We start from the raw sequence: 20,104 nt of genomic DNA on the forward strand, positions 1-20,104 counted from the left end.
GTGGAAGGGGGGGGTGGGGGGGAGAACAGGGGACCCCCCACGGGGCGGGCCCGGAGAGGGTCTTTCTGGTGGGCGGGGGGGCGCTGGGCGCAAACGCAGCACCAACCGGGCACGAAGTCACCACCGCCCCCTGGACGCCAGGAACGGCCCCGCTCCCACCCGTGGTCCCCCACCCGCAGAGTGGGGACGTCTCGCCGCCGCGAACCGCCTCTCCCACCAGAAGCTGTCCGTGTACGTCGAGGACCCGACCACATCCACCCGGGCAAGCTCACCACCCTGCACGCGCTACACGGACTGCCTGTCCGGGCACCCCGTCGACCGGTCTTTGCGGGCCCCGCCCGATCTGCGGACCGGGGAACTGCCACGCGGCGGCCGGGAAGACCGGCCTGGACGACTGGTTCGGCGCCGCCTCGGTCCCCGCACACCGCCCGCCCCGACACCTACCTGACATGGTTCCCGTGCAGAGGCACGGCCTCGGTGGGACGCCGTGACCGCAGCCCCTCGGATCCGCTCGATCTCGGCGGCCGGGAACGGTGTTCGCTTACTTTCGGTCAGCAGGCGGCGGCGGAACTCGCCCATGACGATGGCGGTCCGGGCATGCGGGTCGATGATCGCCGCGATCTCATGCCGGACCCCCTCGGGCTGCTGACCGGTCACGTCTACCGGCTTTCAAGCGGCCAGTGGCCTTGTCGGGGCGTCTGGGAGCGGAAGCTGTGGCCGAGTTCGGGGCCCAGTCCGTAGTAGTGGCGGAAGTTGTAGATCAGTGGGCTCCACGCGGCCGGGTCGATGTGCTGGGAGCCGGGGACGACGATGTGCGGATCGGCGTGAACCCTGAGCACGTGAGCTTCCACGATGAGGAACGCCCCGGAGGCATCGGGTTGGACCCGGGCAGCGTGGGCCTCCAACTGGAGAGGGCATCCGGCGACCCTGGGCGGCCGGACCAACTCGGAGGGTTCAGGTCGCAGGCCGGCAGCGGCGAACTTGTCCGGCTCGAAACGGAAGGCGTCCTGCTTGTCGACGGGTACCGGGTTGCGTCCGGTCAGCGGCGCCAGCCGCTCCACCGCCGGCCACTGGGCGGGCGCGGGGAGGCTGACCACGAGACCGGGGCGGTTGAGGAGGTTGTGCGCGGTCTGTCCCCCGGTGCCCAGACCGAGGACAACAACGTGGCCGAGTGCCCAGGCCGAGGACATCGGCGCCAGGTTGAACGAGCCGTTCTCGCTCTCGGTCGAAAGCAGTACGACCGGCGTTCCGAAGTACAGGATGCTCGGCTCTATGGTCACATGGGCGGCCGACGCGTTGTCGGGCATGGTGCTGGGTGTCGCGGTGTCCATGGGAGTCGACCGTAGGGTGAGGATTCTTCGGCCCTCGCCGAAGGATCGCTGGTGGATGATGGACGGCAATGAGAAACCATGACGTGCACCTGGAGGGTCCGGACCTGGCCGCTCTGGCCGGACTTCTGGCGGACGGCACCCGCGCAGATTTCTGCCTGGCCCTCTTGGACGGTCGGGCATGGACCGCGACCGAGTTGGCGCGACATGCCGGGGTTGCCGCCTCGACTGCGACCGAGCACCTGAACCTCCTGGTCGGCGCAGGTTTGCTCGAGCAGGAGCGTCAGGGCCGTCATCGCTTCGTTCGCCTCGCCGGTCCCGAAACCGCCCAACTGATCGAGACCCTTGCCTCCATGGCGCCTCGACGCGTCACCACGCCCCGCTCACTGCCCGCTGTCAACCGGAGCCGGGCATTGGCTCGCGCCCGTACGTGCTACGACCACCTCGCGGGCGCCCTCGGGGTCGCGATCACCGAGGCGATGACCGACCGGGGGCTCCTGGACTGGGAGCAGGGTCTGACGCTCACCGGCAACGGGATCGGCTGGCTGGCCGAACTCGGCATCGTGCTACCGCCCGCCACGCGGCGTCCACCCGTCCGTTCGTGCCTGGACTGGACCGAACGCCGCCCTCACCTGGCCGGTGCCGTCGGTGCCGCCATCTGCCGTCACGCCTTCGACTCTGGTTGGATCACTCGGATCGGCACCAGCCGTGCCGTCGCTCTCACCGAAATCGGTCGGCGGGCGCTTCATGCCCACCTCGGCCTATCCGACGAGCCGCACACCGCCCTCAGATGAGCACCGATCCCACCCAGCCAGACGCTGTCCGTTGCCCGCGCTTCACGGTGACGCAGCCAGTCGTTCGTTGCCGACCCACACACCTACCGACCATGATCGTTCTCGCGCGCCAACGGCTGGTGGGACTGCTGCGGGCGCACGTGAATGTCGTCGGCGGCGCCGGTACTGCTCGGACCGCGTGCAAGGCGGCGTGGCTCCGGCAAATCCGACGCTACGGCGGGGCCTGGACCTCATGGCCGACCACACGATCGGGCGCGGCCCCACCTGCTCAACGTGCGGCCATCGGCTGCCATCCAGCTACTTCACCTGCTCTGACCAGGTGTTCCGTTCTGGGCGTTGGCGGACGGCCGCGTTGTGGGAAGCGACCGGAAGAGGGACAGCAGCGGCCGGTGTGACGGCTACGCGAAATCCGCCACCACATCGTCTGGCGGAACAAGCATGCCCAGGACGAGCGCCTACGCAAGGTCGTGGACAGGGCGAACGTCGCCTGAGGCAGCCACCCCCCGACGGAACAACGCGGCCCACAGGAAGGCCACGCCGCGGTCCATTCGCCCCCCTTTCGGCTGATGTCGATCATGGGAGCGAGAATGGAAAACGAGCAGGTCAGAGGATGTAGGTCGATGGCTGGATCGGGCTGGAGCACGCCCCGAAGGCCACGGGTGGGCACCCCACACCCCGACTCCGCGTCCGTCCGGCCAGCCGTGAAAGGCCACAACGGGGCCATCCTCGCCTGCCGTCGGGGGAACATTCCGAGGAGTTTTCCGGCGATGCTGCAGGGCGAGCGAAACTCGAACGTCTGGCCGGCAGTGATGCCTCAACGTCACGCCATCGGGCGATGACAAGACCGGCGGAACGTCGCGTCCCGCGCTCTTGAGACTCTTCTCGAAATCGCGATTCATTACACACCCGAGGGTTGCTGGATGCGCAGAATATGCGGGGAGACGATCGGTACCCATTCCGGCGTCCCAGGGGGCGCCGTCGCGGCCATCAGGTGTGGACCGTGCCGCGCGCGTGGGCAGCTCTGTCGGCGCGCCTCACGGTGCGGATGTAGGGAGATACATGTCCGGTCCACGCCTTCCGTCACGTCGACGCGGCCGGGGCGCAAGGTCGGCGCCCTCAGGTGTCGCCCGGACCGCGCCCGGACCGCGCACGGGCCTGGCACTGATCTCCGCGTCCCTGGGCATCTTCGTCCCCCAGCTCGACTTCCTCGCCTTCAACCTGGCGCTGCCCCGGATGGCTTCGGAGCTCAACACGACCGTGACGGGCCTGCAGTGGGCGGTCAGTGGCTACATGCTGGCGCTGGCGGCGTGCCTGATCCCGGGCGGACGGCTCGGGGACATCCTCGGCCGCAAGCAGATGCTGATGGCGGGTCTGGCCGTGTTCGGTCTCTGCTCGCTCGGCGCCGGTCTCGCCTCCAGCGCGAGCGTCGTCATCGTGTTGCGTGTCGCCCAGGGGGCGGGGGCGGGCCTGTTGTTCCCGCTCTCCGTCGCGGTGATCACCGATGCCTTTCCCCAGGACCAGACGATGCGGGCGATTGGCAACGCCTACGGGATCGGCGCCGTCGGCCTGGCGCTCGGCCCGGTGGTCGGCGGCGGGTTGACCCAGCTGGTCAGCTGGCGGCTGGTGTTCCTGATCAACGTCCCGCTAACCGCAGCGGCCGCCCTCGCCGTGTGGGTGGGGGTGCGCGAGTCGCGTGACACCACGGTGCCGCGTTCGATCGACCTGCCCGGCCTGGTCGCGGTGGCACTGGGTATCTCCGCCGTCACGCTGGCCGTCGACCGCCTGGCTGTCTGGCCCGCAGGCGCGACAGTTGGCGTCTTCGCGGCCGGGGTCCTGCTGCTGGTGGCATTCGTTCTCTGGGAACGGGTCGCACGCTGGCCGCTGGTTGCGCTCGACTTGTTCCGCAACGTGCCCTATGTGATCGTCACCGTCATGGCGACCGTCGCCAACGTCAGCGTCACCTCCTCCGTGTACTGCATCACGATCTACCTCCAGGAGGTGGAGAAGCGCACACCACTCGCGGCCGGTCTGGTCTTTCTGCCAGTCTCCCTGGGTGCGGCTGTCGGCGGTCCTCTGGCGGGCCGGCTCGGCGAACGCTTCGACATTCCACGCGCCATCGCGGCTGCGACCCTCGTCGGCGGCGTGGGAACCTTCCTCGTCTCCCTCGCCGGAGGCTTCGGCTCCCTTCTCCCCGGCCTCGCCATGAACGGTCTCGGGTACGGCATCGGGTGGGCCATGGCCAGTGTCGGCACCCAGACGGTCGTCCCGCCCCAGCGGGTCGGCCAGGCATCAGGCGTCACACTCAGCATCGTGATCGGGGTCGCGGGCCTGTTCGTCACCGTCACCGCCCTGGCCATCGAGGTCGGCGGCAGGGGGCCAGGCCTGGGCGAAGCCATCGAGACCGTGCTGCGCTGGATCGCGTTCGGAAGTGCCGCGGCCACGGTCCTCCTCGCGATGCTCGCCGCACGGTTGATGCCACCGAGCGTCGGCACCTCCGCCGACTGAACGCTGAGATCACCTCTCTACGCGGCCATCGTCGAGGCACGTGTCCACGGGGTGTCCGCCCGTGGCGTGAACCACCAGATGCTCGCGGTTCCCGCGGTGTGCCGGTGGGTCCGGCAGACGGTGGAGTCGACGTCGACGTCCCAGGTGATCAGGTCCTTCGCGTCCGTCTCTGCCCGGAGCCGGGTGGGATCATTGCCCAGGTGCCGTCCCGCTGCCAGTGCTGGAACAGGTCATGGACCCGTCTCCCACGACCCACGACGTCTTGGTGCCTCCCGTCAGGGAGCACCGGTCCGAGCCTGTCGCCGTATGTCGTCTGTCAGCTGCCGCCGCGTCCACGCCTGGGCGCCTTGGCCTGACGCCCGTCGGCAGCAGAGTCTCCGGCCGGGCCCACTGGCCGTTCCGGGTGAGAACCATGCTGTTGATCCAGCATCATCGAAAACAGGCTTAGCATGCCTAAATGGGGCACTGGTATTTCACATACAGGAAAAGTCGGGCGCCGTTGTGCCAGGGGTCCTCTGGAGGTGCGGCGTTCGGCCGGGGCCACCTGAACGGCCGGAGAGCCAGGGGGGTTAGCATATGAGCACCGCCTAGCTCGAAAGATAATCCTGTGACTGTCAACGAGGACTCGTTCACAAACTGGAAGAACCGCGAGGAGATCGCGGAGTCGATGATCCCGATCATCGGGAAGCTGCATCGGGAGCGGGACGTCACCGTCCTGCTTCACAGCCGCTCCCTGGTGAACAAGTCGGTGGTCAGCATCCTGAAGACCCACCGGTTCGCCCGGCAGATCGCGGGTGAGGAACTCTCCGTCACCGACACGATGCCGTTCCTCCAGGCCCTGACCATGCTCGATCTCGGCCCGTCCCAGATCGACATCGGGATGCTCGCCGCGACGTACAAGGCCGACGACCGCGGTCTGTCGGTGCAGGAGTTCGCCGCGGGGGCCGTCGCGGGCGCCACCGGTGCCGAGAAGATCGAGCGTCGTGAGCCGCGTGACGTCGTCCTCTACGGCTTCGGCCGCATCGGCCGCCTCGTCGCCCGCCTGCTCATCGAGAAGGCAGGCTCCGGCAACGGTCTCCGGCTGCGCGCCATCGTCGTCCGCCAGGGAGGTGACCAGGACATCGTCAAGCGCGCCTCGCTGCTGCGCCGTGACTCCATTCACGGCCAGTTCCAGGGCACGATCACCGTCGACGAGGCGAACAGCACCATCGTCGCCAACGGCAACGAGATCAAGGTGATCTACGCGTCCAATCCGTCGGAGGTCGACTACACGGCGTACGGCATCAAGAACGCCATCCTGATCGACAACACCGGTAAGTGGCGCGACCGCGAGGGCCTCTCGAAGCACCTGCGTCCCGGCATCGACAAGGTCGTCCTGACCGCTCCGGGCAAGGGCGACGTCCCGAACATCGTGCACGGCGTCAACCACGACATGATCAAGCCGGACGAGCAGATCCTGTCCTGCGCGTCCTGCACCACCAACGCGATCGTCCCGCCGCTGAAGGCGATGGCGGACGAGTACGGCGTCCTGCGCGGCCACGTGGAGACGGTCCACTCGTTCACCAACGACCAGAACCTGCTGGACAACTACCACAAGGCCGATCGACGCGGCCGCTCGGCGCCGCTCAACATGGTCATCACCGAGACGGGCGCCGCCTCCGCCGTGGCCAAGGCGCTGCCCGACCTCAAGGCGCCGATCACCGGTAGCTCGATCCGCGTCCCCGTGCCGGACGTCTCGATCGCGATCCTCAGCCTGCGGCTCGGCCGGGAGGCCACCCGCGAGGAGGTCCTCGACTACCTGCGCAAGGTGTCGCTGACCTCGCCGCTGAAGCGTCAGATCGACTTCATCAGTGCGCCCGACGCGGTGTCGAGCGACTTCATCGGATCGCGCCACGCATCGATCGTCGACGCAGGCGCCACCAAGGTGGACGGCGACAGCGCGATCCTCTACCTCTGGTACGACAACGAGTTCGGCTACTCGTGCCAGGTCATCCGTGTCGTTCAGCATGTCTCCGGGGTGGAGTACCCGACCTACCCGGCTCCCGTGCTCTGATCCCGGCCGACCGTCCGGACTTCGGACGGGCACGGCGGTAGTGGGGCGGCCCACGGTGCACTGCACCGTGGGCCGCCCCACTGTGTGCCACCGGCCCGTGAGCGGGCGCGCAGCTCCTGGACCACTGCCGACGCCGTCGGCATGGGCGACCCGTGCGGTGGCGCTGCATGCGAGCCGGCGCGTCGGGCCCGCCGGGTCCGCGACGCCCCTGGCCGCGTCCACGCGTGCGGCGCCGGTCGTCCGGGAGATCGCCGTGGCGCCGACGATGTCGGGACCGCTCCCTTGCCGTCCCTTGACCGCCGGCACGTGTCACCGAGCGGTCCACGCGAGTGGGCGGCCCGCTGCGCGCCGCACGCGCCACCGGACGGCTCTCCGGCGGGGGATACGGCAGTGCGAGTGGGAACGCCGTCCGCCGGTCGGCCGTACTGCGGTTTGCGAGGGCGCCGATCGTGTAGATGCCTTCCGTACCTGCTGCGAAGGGACCGGCCATGGAGCACACCGGCCGGGGGGACGGACGCCGCGACGTCACGGTCACCGACGAGGTCGCCGTCAGGCGGGCCGTGAGAGCGGCCGCGCTTGGGCAACGCCATGGAGTGGTTCGATTTCGGCATCTACAGCTACCTGGCCGCCACCCTCGGCCAGGTGTTCTTCCCTTCGGGCAACGGGACCATCCAACTCCTTGCGTCCTTCGCGACCTTCGCCATCGCGTTCGTCGTGCGCCCCCTCGGGGCGCTCGTCTTCGGCCCGATGGGCGACAAGATCGGCCGTAGGAAGGTCCTGGCGCTGACGATCGTCCTGATGGCCGTGGGTACGTTCGGGATCGGTGTGCTCCCCTCGTACGCGGCCGTCGGCTTCTGGGCCCCCGCCCTGCTGGTCTTCTTCCGGCTGGTCCAGGGCTTTTCCACGGGCGGCGAGTACGGCGGTGCGGCCACGTTCATCGCCGAGTACGCCCCGGACAGGCGCCGAGGCCGCTACTGCAGCTTCCTCGAACTCGGCACCCTCGCCGGCTACGTCGGTGCAGCAGGGCTGGTCATGGTCCTCACCGCCGGGCTCGGCACTTCGGCCATGGCGGACTGGGGCTGGCGGGTCCCGTTCCTCGTGACCGGACCGCTCGGCCTGGTCGGCCTGTACCTGCGCCTGAAGCTGGACGAGACCCCCGCGTTCCTGAGGCTCGAAGAGGACAGCGCCCGGGCAGCCGACGGGGCGTACGTGAAGGAGACCTCAGCGACGGGTGACATCGCCGACATCTTCCGGCGCCACCTGCCGACCCTCGTCCTCTGCGTCGGCCTCGTCGCCGCGTACAACGTCTGCGACTACATGCTGCTGTCGTACATGCCGACGTACCTCTCCAGCGAGCTCGGCTACAGCGAGACCCACGGCCTGCTCGTCCTGATCCTGGTCATGGTCTGCCTGATGCTGGTCATCAACCCGGTAGGACGGCTGAGCGACCGCTTCGGCCGCAAGCCTCTGCTGATGACCGGCATGCTCGGCTTCTTCTTCCTCTCGCTGCCCTCGTTCCTGTTGATCCGTCAGGGCGGCTTCCCGGCGATCACTGCGGGTGTGCTGCTGCTCGGGCTGTCCTTGGTGTGCCTGCTCGGCACGATGTCGGCGGCCCTGCCGGCCCTCTTCCCGACGCCGGTCCGCTACGGTGCACTCGCCATCGGCTACAACGTCTCCGCGTCGTTGTTCGGCGGCACCACGCCCTTGGTCATCACCGCACTGATCGATGCGACCGGCAACACGCTGATGCCCGCTTACTACGCGATGGCGGCCGCACTGATCGGCGTGATCGCGGTGCTGCGGATGAAGGAGACCGCCGGTCAGCCCCTGGAGGGCTCGCCGCCCGCCATCGCGAGCGGCGAGGCGGAGCTCGTTCCGGCGGGGCCGTCGAACCCCGGGACCTGAGCAGTACGGGCCGTCAGCCGGCTGCGTCGGGCGTCAGAGCCGGGCCGACCCGTCACCGATCAGCGTGGCGAGGTCCACGCTCCCCGCCATCCTGGCGTACCCGGCGTCGTTCAGGTGGAGGTGGTCCCCGCAGTCGTACGCCGGGTCGAGCCGGTGGGGAGCGCGCGGGTCGCGTAGTGAACGGTCGAAGTCGAGGACGGCGTCGAAGAGCGTGCCCCCGCGGATGGCCGCGTTCACCTGCTCCCGTACTGCGTCGAGCGCGGGGGTGTATCGGCGGTGCCCTTCGAACGGCATGAGGGTTGCGCCGACGACGCGCAGACCGCGGGCCCGTGCCCGTTCGGCGAGTTGCCGCAGACCGGTCGTGAGCGCCGCCGGGTCCGCCGGTGCCGGTGGGCGGATGATGTCGTTGATGCCCAGCGCGATCACGACGACGCGTGCTCCGGGTCGGTCGAGCACGTCGCGTTGGAAGCGGGAGACTGCGCTCGGGCCCGTGCCGTTGCGGAGGACGCGGTTCCCGCTGATCCCCTGGTTGACGACTCCGTAGCCCCAACGGCCCTCGCGCAGCCGGGCAGCCAGCACGTCGGTCCACCGCCGGTCCGCCCCCGGTGTGGAGCCCGTGCCGTCGGTGAGGGAGTCGCCGATGGCCACCACCGTGCCGCGTGCGGACGGGTTGAGGACGTCGACGGCGGTCAGGTAGTGCCACGACGTCGTGCGCATCGTGTAGGCGGATCCTTGTGTGTCCAGGGTCCTGTTCCCAGCGGCGAGGTACGAGGTCTGCCGGGCCCGTGCGTGCAGGGTGACCGTGCCCGAGCCCGGCGCGGGCACGTGCACCGTGACCAGGAGGTGACCGTCCTCGGGCACGGGAAGGACTGCAGGGTCGCTGACGACCTGCTCGCCCGGCCACACGGTGACCGACGGCCGTCCGGCGAACGACACTTCGCGCAGGGTGCCCGGCACCGCGGCGGCGCCGTCCGCCGCCACGGCGACGGAAGCGTTGCCTATGTGCAGCGGCTCTGTGCCCAGGAGATTGGAGAGGGTGATCCTCGCCCGGCTTCCGCCGAGGCTCGTGTGGACGACGTTGCGCACGGTGTGGCCGTCGGTGGGGGCACTGCCGGCCTCCCCCGGCGAAGCGGACCACGTTCCCACCCAGTCCGCCGTACCCACCGCCCGGGCCGTCGCTCCGCCGTGCCGAGCGGCGGATCCGGCTTCCGCCCCGGAGCGCGGCCCGTCGTCGGGGCCGGTGAGGGCGAACGTCGTGAGGATCGCGCTGCAGATGAGCACGGTCAGCGCGATGAGCGCGGCGCACAGGCCGGGCTCGGCCCGCTGGGTCTTCATGGGCACATCATCCGACACGGCTCCGCAGGCTCGATGGGGCACCCCCGGGAGACCTCCGGCCGGGAAGGGGGGTGCCGCCCCCTGACCGCGAGCGTTCGCCTACGCCTACGATTGTCGCCCCGTCAGCACGGGAGCGGCCCGCACGGTCCCCGGTGACGCCGACCCGGCCGCGACGGCCGGGCCGGCCAACGCCCCGCCGCTCGGCGGAGTCCCGGCGGGCTACACCGCCTTGACCCTCACCGGCTCCGTTCCCTCCGCACTGTGTCGGGCCGCCCACGCTTCCAACGCGGTACGGCAGGCGTGGTCGAGGTGGTGGAGTCCCGACAGGTCGAGTTCGACCGGGCGGTCCTGGGGCAGCGACTCCAGGCTGTCCAGGATCTTCGGCAAGCGCAGGAAGGTCGCATTGCCCGACAGGTGTGCCTGGACGGGGCCGGCGCCCTTGTCGACGACCTCCAGACGTACGTGCGAGGCATCCCAGGCGGTCTTCGCCACAGCCAGCGCCAGACCGATGAGCACGCCCTCGAACATGCTGACGGCGACGATGGACACGGCCGTGACCACGAGGACCAGGACCTCACCCCGGTGCCCGTACCACAGCGACACGAGGGCGCGAACGGGGATCAACTTGGCACCGGAGTAGACGAGGACGCCGGCGAGAGCGGGGATGGGGATGTAGGCCAGCACCGAGGGCAGCAGCGCGGCGAAGAGCAGTAGCCAGACTCCGTGGAGCACCCGGGACGCTTTGGTACGCGCCCCCGCCTGCACGTTCGCCGCACTGCGGACGATCACCGCGGTCAACGGCAGCGCACCGAGTGCGCCGCACACCACGTTCCCGGTGCCCTGTGCCACCAGTTCCTTGTCGTACTCGGTACGGGGGCCGTCGTGGAGCCGGTCCACGGCCGCGGCGCTGAACAGCGACTCGGCCGACGCGATCAGTGTGAACGCGACGATCGTGCCGAGCACGCCGACGGAGGCCAGCTCCCCGAAGGACGCCAGGGGAGGGGGCTGTACGGAACCGAGCAGCCCCTTCACCTCGACCGTGGCGACGGGCAGTCCGGCCAGCGACGCCACCAGCGTGGCCAGTCCGACCGCGGCGAGCGGCGCGGGCACGGTGCGCAGCATCCGGGGTACGCGCTTCCACAGCACCAGAACGGTGATCGCTCCGGCTCCCACGAAGAAGGAGGCCACGGCCGTGGGTGACCCCGCCGCCCGCAGGAAGGTCGACGGCAGCGCGGCGAGCTTGCCCGTTCCCGACGCGGGTGCCGTCGCGGCGGTCATCACGTACAACTGCCCCGCGATCAGCACGAGTCCGATGCCCGCCAGCATGCCCTCGACCACGGATACGGAGATCGCCCGGAAGTAGCGTCCCAGCCGCAGCGCCCCCATGAGGATCTGCAGCGCGCCCGTGGCGAGCACGATCACACCGAGCACCGGCAGCCCGAACTCCCGTACCGCCTCGAAGACGAGCACGGTGAGACCGGCGGCCGGCCCGGAGACCTGGAGGCTGCTGCCGCGCATCAGTCCCGTGGCGATGCCCCCGACGATGCCGGTGACCAGTCCGAGTTCGGCCGGGACCCCGGAGGCCACGGCCACCCCGACGCACAGCGGCAGGGCGACCAGGAAGACGACGACGGACGCTGTGAAGTCCTGCCGCAGGTAGGCGAATCGGGTAGCGGACCCCGACGTCGCGGTGCTCACAGCGCCTCGAAGGCGTCGGTGTCCGCGTGGTGCGCCAAGACGGATCCCGTGTGGACCTCGTAGTACCAGGCGTGCAGGTTCAGTCGGCCGTCGCTGAGTCTGCGTGCCACGCACGGGTAGGAGCGCAGCCGGAGGAGCTGGGTCAGGACGTGGTTCTGAACGCCTTCGGCGACGGTCGGATCGTCTGTCGTACCGGACGGAGGCGGTGTTGCGTGCGCGAGCCAGTCGCGTACGGCGGGAACTGCCGTCAGGTCGTCGCCGCGCACCAGGGCGCCGACGGCCCCGCAGTGTGAGTGACCGCAGACCACGACGTCCTGGACGCCCAGCACTTCCACGGCGTACTCGATGGTCGCGGCCTCACCGGTGGGGTGCCGGGAGTCGTTCGGGGGGACGATGTTGCCCGCGGTGCGCAGTTCGAAGAGTTCCCCGGGGCGGGCGCCGGTGATCAGGGCGGGGACGACCCTCGAGTCGGAACAGGTGATGAACAGCACCTGTGGGGACTGGCCGTCGGCAAGTCGCGTGAACTCCTCCGGTCGCCGGCCGAAGGCGCGCGCGTTGTCGATGAGGGGCTGCATGATGTGTCGGATCCTCCTGGCGCGCCGTCACGGCGCGTCGGGCTTGCAGGACAGTGGGGGGACGGTCAGCCCCTCAGCAGCGGAAGACCTGGAGTTTCGCGGGCGAGAGGCCCGATGGAGGTCTGGTTCCTTCGTCGTCCGATCGGCCGGGGCCGGCGGTGGCCGGGGCGGGCGCCGGTATCCGGCCGGGCACGGGACGGTCGGGTACCGACCGTCGCCCAGAGGCCGCGCGGTGCCGATCCCGCACGAACAGGGGAGCGTTCTCGCAGCCCTGGGCGTCGTGGTTGGCGACGGGCGCCTCGAGCAGCGCGGTGGCCGAGGCTGCCGGCCCGAGCTGTTCCACCTGGCCGGGATGTCGGTCCGCGTACACGACTGCGAACAGGTTCAGTAGGAGGAGAACGGGGACGAACAGGCGCACCGTCGGCCGGGCCGCCGCACATCTGGACACGCGCCCTCCCCGAACGTTCGTACGTCGCGCAAGAACCAAGTGCTGGTCAACAGTTGGTCAAGGTAGACCGTAACCCGGCAAAGTCGCCCGCAGGGTTAACGCAACGTTGCCGGGGCGCAAGAGAGCCTGAAAGTGCGGTTTTCTTGGCGCACATGCATGCCCTGTTCGGCCGAAACGTGTCGACGGTGCCTGGTCGGGAAGGGCGGCACCGCGCGGGAGGGTCGCGACCGTCGCCCGGCGCCCGTGGGGCGGAGGTGAGGGCGCCCGGACCCGCTCATGGCGCGGGCGCGCCGCAGCCGTCGGCCGATCCCGCACTGCTCGGCGCCGCATGCTCGGTGAGCCGGATGCGGGCGGCCCGCCGCCGGCCGCGGTTCGTTGCGGGCCCGGGCCCGGGCCCGGCGCTCCGCGCCGCGGATGCGTCCTCGACGCAACGGTCTCGAAGAGGGGCGCTGCATGCGGTTTCTGTTCCCCGTTCGTGCGTGTGACCGAGGCGTCCCGCGGCCGGCCCGGCCGGGCAACCCCGCCGACGCACGCGTTGCGGTCCGGGCGCCCGCGGCGGTGCCACCCGGCCGGGCCGGGGGAGTCAGCGCGGTGCCGGGGCCGCGCTCTCGTCCACCGGCACCGGGACGGGGTTGTCCTGAGGCGGCACGGTTCCCCCGCGTGCCCCGGCGCCCCCGGCCACCGGGGCCGGCGCCCCCGTGCGGCGGCGCAGCACCAGGTGGATCGCGAGGATCAACACGCACGTCGCTGCCGCACTCTGCCACAGCAGGGCGTCCAGACGGCCCGCCGCCAGATAGGCACCGACCGCGACGGCGGCCAGCGCACACACGCCCCGGTCCACGATGCTCTCCACCGACAGCAAGGTGGCCCGGGGTGCGTCCGGGGGTATCGCATCGTTCATCAGCTTGCGCTGCACCGGGTAGACGAATCCCGTGATGGCAGCGAACACGCACAGCATCACGACGACGGACCACGGTCCGCCGACGGCGGCACCTGCAAGGGTCGCGGCGAGGGCCACGCTCAGAACGGACACCCACGCCGCCGGCGACAGCCTACTGCTGAGCCATTGGGGGCGTGCCGAGGCCACGGCCTCGGCGACCGTCATCGCCGCCAGCACGGTGCCGTGCGTGCTCTCGGCGATGCCGTGGTCCAGGAGGATCGGCTGGAACAGGTTGACCTGGCAGATGCGCGACAGGGTGAACACGGCCACGCCCTGCACCATCACCACGGCGAGCCACGGGCTCGCCCGCAGGCAGCGCACCGCGGCGCCGGCATCGCGCAGGAACGCGGCCCGCTGCCGCTCTTCCCGCCGCGGCCCGGCGCCCGTCCCCCGCGGTGCGAGCCGCGGAAGCGCGAGGGCGCACGCCAGCGAGCCCGCGGCACTGGCGGCGCTGAGCACGTACGGCGTGTGCGGCGCCAGGACCATCAGCGGCCCCACGAGCGGCCAGCACACGACCTTGGCGGCGAGTCCGAGAGCACGGGCCGTGCCTTCCGCCCTGAGGTAGTGGTCGCCGGCTCCCGCGGCGTGCAGCCCGTCGTAGAGGTAGGCGCTCGCCGCCCCCGAGGTGAGCGACCGCCCTGCGGCAATGGCCAGGAAGTGCAACAGGAATCCGGGGTACGACGGAGCGAGCACGGGCATGAGGTTCGCCGCGGTCATCACCACTGCCCCGGCACGCAGGCAGTTGCGCGCCCCGATGCGGTCCGCGACGACCCCGGTGGGTATCTCGAAGAGGCAGAAGGCGATGTAGTAGATGCTCTGGATGCCGAAGATCTGCCCGTCGGACAACCCCGCGTCGCGTTGGTAGGCGTAGAAGACGGGCATCCACCACAGGAGGTTGAACAACAGCTGAAACCCGTTGTTGAGCCGGATGATGCGCCGTGCGGCGGGTCCGGGGACGGGCCGGGACGTCCGGACGGACCGCCGGATCGGGATACGGTGCCTCATCGGGCGTACGGCCGGATCTGGACCAGGCGGAACGTCCCCTCGGCGGTCATCAACCACTCGATGTCGAGCGCGTCATCGGGGTCCTCCTCGCTGAAGTGGGACTGCAGCAGACGGCCCGTCAAAGCCAGTTGGGCCAGTCCCGACCGGGTCGCGGTGGGAAGGTCCTCACCCGAGGCCCCGACGGCCACCGTGCGACCGCCGCCCTCGACCGTGTTGTAGAGGTACTGCTGGGGCAGGGTCGTTCCGTCGACGATCCGCTCGGGCGAGCCGGGGGTGCAGTTGACGTACACGTTGCGGAAGTCCTCGGGGCGCGTCGGGTTGCACGTGACCAGCACCCCGCCCAGTTCTGCGGGGACGTAACTCTGGACGATCACCCCCATGTACGTGTCGTCGAGCGAAATCCCGACCTGGTGCCGCAGGCGAACGGCCCGTGGTGACAACAGTGAGGCCCACACCTGGCGTACCGCGTCCAGGAGTTCTGCCGTGCCGCGTACGGTGGTGACCGAGTCGTAGATGCCCGCGGCGGAGAAGCCGGGCAGGTCCTCGGCGTTGGAGGAGGAACGGACCACGAGCCGGCTCCCCGAGGCGAGCGCTTCGGGCACGGCCCCGGTGACCTGCCGCGCCACGTCTTCCGGTAGCGGTGTGTGGCGCACCAGGTGCTGCAGGTGCAGGCACAGCGGGTCGATGACGTCGAACGCCTCGAGTTCCAGTGCCATCTTGAGCTTTCCTATGCCTTGTTGCAGCGCGGCCGAGGAGATCAGGAAGGCGTGGTGGAGGGAGAACGGCAGGGCCACGCCCTCGGGCGCCCGGACCGTGCGCCCCACGAGCTCCGCTGCAGCCGATCGCAGTCGGTCCACCGCTGCCCCCGGTTCGCCGAGGCGGGCCGCGAGGTGGGCCAGCAGGTCGCTGCGCGGCGGACGGGGGCGCGTGTGGAACACGGTCAGGTCTGCCGTGCGGCTGTCCAGAACGTGGTGGAGTTCCCCGAGGTTGGCCGCCTTCGTGCCGTAGGCGTCACGATCGTCCCTGCGCAGCCGGTGCAGTGCGAGCACCGGCGCGTCGCCGAGCAACGGTGCCCCGAGGCGTATGCGCTGCTGGTGCCAGGTGGGCTTCTCCAGGGCCGGCGCGGACGCCAGCGCCTCGAGGGAGATCTCGTCCTCCCGCACCCGGTAGCGCACCCAGGCCCCTTCCAGGTCCTCCTTGTCGACGAGCTCGTCGAGGTCCCGGACGATGGCGTTGGGAATGCCCCAGCCCGAGGCGAGCACGTTGGTGTGCGAAAGCGGGGTGATGGGAGCGGTGTTGATGAAACCTGCGACGCGCGGCACGTCATCGGGAAGGCACGGCATCGCGACGATGTCGGACCACCCGAGGTCCTCAGCGATCGCCTGGTACTCGTCCGTCGTGCGGAAGTAGCGCAAGCGACCGCGTGCCTCGCCGGGATTCAGACAGGTGCGGGTCCGACTGCCGAACAGCTCGTGGCTGAGGATGCGCGGAACCCGCATCTCGCTGACCGAGGCCAGCTCGTGCTCCTGACCGTGGTTGGCGGGCTTCAGCAGCAGCGGGAGCCGTCCGTCGACCCGGCCGCGCACGAATCCGTAGAACTCCTCCAGGAGCACCCCGTGCATCGTGTCGGCCTCGGTCGTCTCGAGGACCAGGAAGGGACGCTCGTGGCCGTCCGGGTCAGCGTTGGTGTGCAGGGACAACACACCCAGCAGGAAGCGTCGTTCGGGGTCCGTGTACACCGAGGCGTTGAACGCGTCGAGGTCGGCGTCGAGCTCCGCCAGACTCAGACCGAGAACACGGGTCGCGATGTAGTTCACGTGGAAGGGGTGGACCCGCGTGTCGAGAACGTGCCAGGTGTCCTCGCGCCGGTCGACGACGACCTTCAGGTACGGATGGCCCGCCAGCACACCGGACAGAGCGCGGAACAACGGCAGCGACAGGTTCGCGCCGACGACGGTGCCGTCGCCCACGGCCCCCGGCACCGCCGCCTCGTCGGACACCGTGGTCATTGGTCCACCATCCTTTCTGCGGGGAACAGTTGCCGGTTCGTGGTCGGGTTCCGGTGAGAGCCGGGCTGGCGGTGCGTCACGCGGTGACCTCCTCGCCCGCAGCGGTGGGCAGGAACAGCGGCAGGGCGTTCACGAGCGAGGTGAAGTCGTGGACGACCGTCTGCGGGTCGTCGGCGGACAACAGGCACAGGGCCGCCATCGTGTTCGCACCGCCGGCCGGGTCGTACACCGGCACGGTCGTGCCGTCGGAAAGGGAACTCTCCGTGACGACGGAGAGCGTACTGCCCGCGCTGAGCGGCGCGGACCGCAGCACCGTGCGGGAGTCCCAGACGTGCCGGCGCACCCACGGCTCCCCGTCGCCGTCCACGGCGAGCACCACGAGGGAACCGGCGGCACCCTTCGCCTCGTCGGGCCTGAGGGTGTGCGCGGGCCACTCGACCGGCCGGTGAAGAAGCTGGTCGGTGAACATCCCGACCAGATCGACACCGAAGACCTCCTCGATCTGCGGCACGGTCATGGCCCCGCCGAACCGGGCCGCCGTCTCGATCACCCACATGCGGCCGTCGGAACCCAGCTTGATCTCCGTGTGGGTGCCGCAGTCCTCCAACCCGAGAGCCTCCACGGCACGCCGTGCGAGCTCCACGACCCGCTCCTGCGCCCCGGCCCCCAGAGCTGCCGGGGTGATTCCGGCGCGCTCGGTGAAAGGGGCGACCGTCGGCATGCGCCCGCTCAGGCACACCGGCCGGAAGAGCCCGTCGGCGACGACGCCTTCGACACTGACGTAGTCACCCCACCCGGAACCGTCGAACCACTCCTCGGCACAGCCGGTGACGATCTCCTCGACGATGAAGTCCGCGCCGGCCCCGGAGACGTGCAGCTCCGCGTAGCCGAGCTGCGCCGACTCCGCCATGACGGCACGCGAACGGTCCCATGCCGGCTCCACCTCCGAGCGCGACCGGATGATCTGGTGAGCCGTGGAGCCGGCGCTCCAAGCGGCCTTGAGCAGGAGCGGGAAGGAGAGTTCCGCGGCGGCGGCTTCCAGGTCCGCCAGCGAGGCGACGGCACGGAAACGCGGCTGCGGAACACCGTGCCGCTCCCAGACGTCGCGCATCGAGCGCTTGTCCCGGGCGAGGGCCGCAGCCGCGCCGGCACCTGCGAGACCGAGCAGCCGCGCCGCCTCCGCGACGGCCACCACCGCGTACTCGGAGAACGTGACGACGGCGTCCGCGCCCACCTCGCGCGCCCGGCGGGCGATGAGCTCCACCAGGTCCTCCCACTGCTCCGGCCCGGGAGCGGCGACCGAGACGCAGAGCCCGGCGGCGTCCGCGGCGACCGACGCGGGGAGTTCGCTGAGCGCCAGCAGGTGCACCGCAGACCTCGCGGCAACCCGCGTCAGGGCGTGGCCCAGTGGCGGGCCGCCCTTGGCGTGCACGTACAGCACCTTGCTCACCAGTACCCAACTCCTCTGATCCGTGGACGTGTACGGGGCGCGCCCCGGCGCGGGGCGCGGTGCGCGGGTGGGTCCGGGTGGGGGAGTGGCTGCACCCGCCCGCGCGCTCCTTCAAGCGAAGCACCCGCAGACCGTGGTGCCGCGCGCCTCGGCCTCGAACGAATCAGGCAAATGCCCTACTCGCCCACGTGATTGATGGCTTGTGAAGGTTCCGTGATGCGATAGCGGCGGGCGGGTGGCGAGCCCGGGCGCTTGCGTCGCGATTCGTCCGGGCTCGGCATGACGACGCCCTCACGGGATACGCATGCCGTGTCACCAGAAGTAGCGTGATGCAAAATTGAAGGAGTTTGGCCGTGGACGAGGTCGATTTCAAGTCGCTGTTGGCACACCTCCCGGTCTCCTGGTGGGAGGCAGACGGCGGACGGAGAGTCGTCGACAGCGGCGGCGGCGCCTTCGGTGACGAGGGCACGACCCGCCGCTTCCTCGACGCGTTACGTGCGGACCTCGCCGATGCGCCCCACCCACCGGCGAAAGGCCCCTGGCAAACCCGCTTCGAGGGGCGGACGTTCGACGTGAACTGGCCGGCGGGAGCGGGCGGTGACGACCGGAGCAGAGGGGTCGCGATCGAAGTGAACGGGCGGCCCGACGGCACGGACCCGTTCGCGTCGTTCGCCGACCTCACTCCTGCGGCGGCATTCGTCCGCGACGCCGCGGGCCGCTACCTGTGGACCAACCACGCCTATGCCCATCTGTACGGCACGACGCGCGACAAGATCATCGGCAGGCACCTCGCGGACGTCGACGGCCCCGACGACGCCGTGCGTTTCCACGCACTCGACCACGACGTCCTGACCGGCGGCAAACCCGTCCGGCACACCCTCGCCTACCGGCGACCCGACGGGACGTCCGCACATGCTGCGGGGTACCGGTTCCCCGTGATCTGGGGTGCACGGCGCTGCGTGGCCGGGATCTACGTCGACATCACCGACTACAAGCGGGCGCTCGACCAGCGCCGCGAGGTGGAGGACGACCTGCGCGCCCTACGGGACCACAGCGGCCTGCCGTGCGTCCGCATATCCGCCGACGGCCTGGTTGCGGAGGCGAGCACCGCCGTCACCGACCTGCTGCGCATCCGACTCTCCGACCTCGTCGGCCTGCCGGCCGACGACCTGCTCGCCGAGACGCCCGAGCGGGCGGTGCTGCGCAGACTCTGGAACGACCTCATCGGCGGTCGCCGCAGGAGTGTCCAGACGCCCGCCGTCCTCGTCGACGGCGACCGCGGTCTGTACCGCGCACGACTCCACCTCACCGCGACCGGTCACGCCGCGGGCCGGTCGGCCGGCGTATGGACCGTCGTCACCCAGGTCGGCCTGCGCCACGAAGCCCACAGTGCTTTGACGGCCAGTCAGGTCCGGATCCTCGCCCTGCTCGCCGCCGGACGGAGCAATGCGGAGATCGCAGGATCGTTACATCTGTCGCGGCAGACCGTCGACTACCACCTGAGTCGGCTGCGGGAACTCCTCGGTGCCGCCACCCGGCCGGCCCTCGTCGCCCGGGCGTACGTCCTCGGGATCCTCTCCCCGCAGGCGTGGCCCCCGCGATCCGCCACTGCCACCCATCCGCTGAGTACGGCCTGACGTGCGTCCGGGTGGGAAGGCTTCGGCGCGAGCGGCGTCGACGCACCGCCCGCTCCACGTCCAACGAGCCGTGCGGAGCGGTGAACGCCGGACGCCTCCGGCCGGGCGCCCTCCGACCGGTACGGCGACCCGCGGGTGTGAGTGACGACGCGTCGACGGGCGCGCGCCCCGTGGCTGCACGAGCGGGTCGGCAGCGCGGGGCGGATCCGCTCGTCCGGCCGGTCCGCTGCGGGGCCGTTCCGGGACGACGCAGCCCGCGGCGTTCGACCAGGGGCACAGGTCCGCGGACACACCAAGCCGCTCGACCTCGTACGTCCCGGCGGTGGAGTGCAGGCGGAGACGGCTCGGCCGGGGCGCGGGGGGGAGGGGGGCGGGAGGGGGGGGGAGGAGAGGGAGGGGAGGAGGTCGTCACGCGCAAGCCG

At 70.5% G+C, this 20,104-nt stretch carries 12 protein-coding genes and 1 pseudogene; 5 read left to right on the forward strand and 8 right to left on the reverse strand.

The features are described 5' to 3' along the window. Positions 1-659: 659 nt before the first annotated feature. Positions 660-1,331: a flavin reductase family protein gene (locus tag ACFXOM_RS24535; protein ID WP_384948618.1), complete on the reverse strand. Its 672-nt coding sequence runs from the start codon at positions 1,329-1,331 to the stop codon at positions 660-662. A gap of 68 nt (positions 1,332-1,399) precedes the next feature. Between ACFXOM_RS24535 and ACFXOM_RS24540 the strand changes: the two genes are divergently transcribed. The 4 genes and pseudogenes from ACFXOM_RS24540 to ACFXOM_RS24555 all read left to right on the forward strand — a co-directional run. Further along, positions 1,400-2,122 carry a winged helix-turn-helix domain-containing protein gene (locus ACFXOM_RS24540; protein ID WP_384941179.1) on the forward strand — a complete coding sequence of 241 codons (723 nt, stop codon included), beginning with the start codon at positions 1,400-1,402 and terminating at the stop codon, positions 2,120-2,122. A gap of 1,059 nt (positions 2,123-3,181) precedes the next feature. After that, positions 3,182-4,627 (forward strand): MFS transporter, encoded by a 1,446-nt coding sequence (locus ACFXOM_RS24545; RefSeq protein WP_384941181.1) that lies wholly within the window; start codon positions 3,182-3,184, stop codon positions 4,625-4,627. A gap of 607 nt (positions 4,628-5,234) precedes the next feature. Then, the gene (locus ACFXOM_RS24550) at positions 5,235-6,680 is read left to right on the forward strand and encodes a glyceraldehyde-3-phosphate dehydrogenase (RefSeq protein ID WP_385039273.1); all 1,446 of its coding nucleotides are present in this window, start codon (positions 5,235-5,237) and stop codon (positions 6,678-6,680) included. Between the two features lie 515 nt (positions 6,681-7,195). Next, positions 7,196-8,585, forward strand: a pseudogene (locus ACFXOM_RS24555) (MFS transporter); the annotation flags it as partial. A 33-nt stretch (positions 8,586-8,618) separates the two neighbouring features. On the opposite strand, the gene ACFXOM_RS24560 reads toward ACFXOM_RS24555, so the two are convergent. The 7 genes from ACFXOM_RS24560 to ACFXOM_RS24590 all read right to left on the reverse strand — a co-directional run bounded on the left by ACFXOM_RS24560 (position 8,619) and on the right by ACFXOM_RS24590 (position 18,045). After that, on the reverse strand, positions 8,619-9,920 hold the full coding sequence (locus ACFXOM_RS24560; protein ID WP_384941195.1) for an SGNH/GDSL hydrolase family protein: 1,302 nt from the start codon (positions 9,918-9,920) through the stop codon (positions 8,619-8,621). A 219-nt stretch (positions 9,921-10,139) separates the two neighbouring features. Then, on the reverse strand, positions 10,140-11,618 hold the full coding sequence (locus tag ACFXOM_RS24565; RefSeq protein ID WP_384941197.1) for a SulP family inorganic anion transporter: 1,479 nt from the start codon (positions 11,616-11,618) through the stop codon (positions 10,140-10,142). Beyond that, a complete protein-coding gene (locus ACFXOM_RS24570; RefSeq protein ID WP_384941199.1) occupies positions 11,615-12,193 on the reverse strand; it encodes a carbonic anhydrase in 579 nt (192 codons plus the stop codon). The genes ACFXOM_RS24565 and ACFXOM_RS24570 overlap by 4 nt, the downstream gene beginning before the upstream one ends. Positions 12,194-12,266: 73 nt before the next feature. After that, positions 12,267-12,641, reverse strand: a complete 375-nt coding sequence (locus tag ACFXOM_RS24575) for a hypothetical protein (RefSeq protein WP_384941201.1) — start codon at positions 12,639-12,641, stop codon at positions 12,267-12,269. 583 nt (positions 12,642-13,224) lie between these two features. Continuing rightward, the gene (locus ACFXOM_RS24580; RefSeq protein WP_384949243.1) at positions 13,225-14,586 is read right to left on the reverse strand and encodes an MFS transporter; all 1,362 of its coding nucleotides are present in this window, start codon (positions 14,584-14,586) and stop codon (positions 13,225-13,227) included. Continuing rightward, positions 14,583-16,595, reverse strand: coding sequence for a PEP/pyruvate-binding domain-containing protein (locus ACFXOM_RS24585; RefSeq protein WP_384949246.1), 2,013 nt, complete (start codon positions 16,593-16,595; stop codon positions 14,583-14,585). Before ACFXOM_RS24585 ends, ACFXOM_RS24580 begins: the two co-directional genes overlap by 4 nt. A gap of 76 nt (positions 16,596-16,671) precedes the next feature. Continuing rightward, positions 16,672-18,045, reverse strand: a complete 1,374-nt coding sequence (locus ACFXOM_RS24590; RefSeq protein ID WP_384941207.1) for an acetyl-CoA carboxylase biotin carboxylase subunit family protein — start codon at positions 18,043-18,045, stop codon at positions 16,672-16,674. A 353-nt stretch (positions 18,046-18,398) separates the two neighbouring features. Between ACFXOM_RS24590 and ACFXOM_RS24595 the strand changes: the two genes are divergently transcribed. Continuing rightward, positions 18,399-19,682, forward strand: coding sequence for a PAS domain-containing protein (locus tag ACFXOM_RS24595; protein ID WP_384941209.1), 1,284 nt, complete (start codon positions 18,399-18,401; stop codon positions 19,680-19,682). Positions 19,683-20,104: the final 422 nt, after the last annotated feature.

Origin of the sequence: Streptomyces sp. NPDC059169, assembly GCF_042755225.1 — a bacterium.
Taxonomy (GTDB): domain Bacteria; phylum Actinomycetota; class Actinomycetes; order Streptomycetales; family Streptomycetaceae; genus Streptomyces.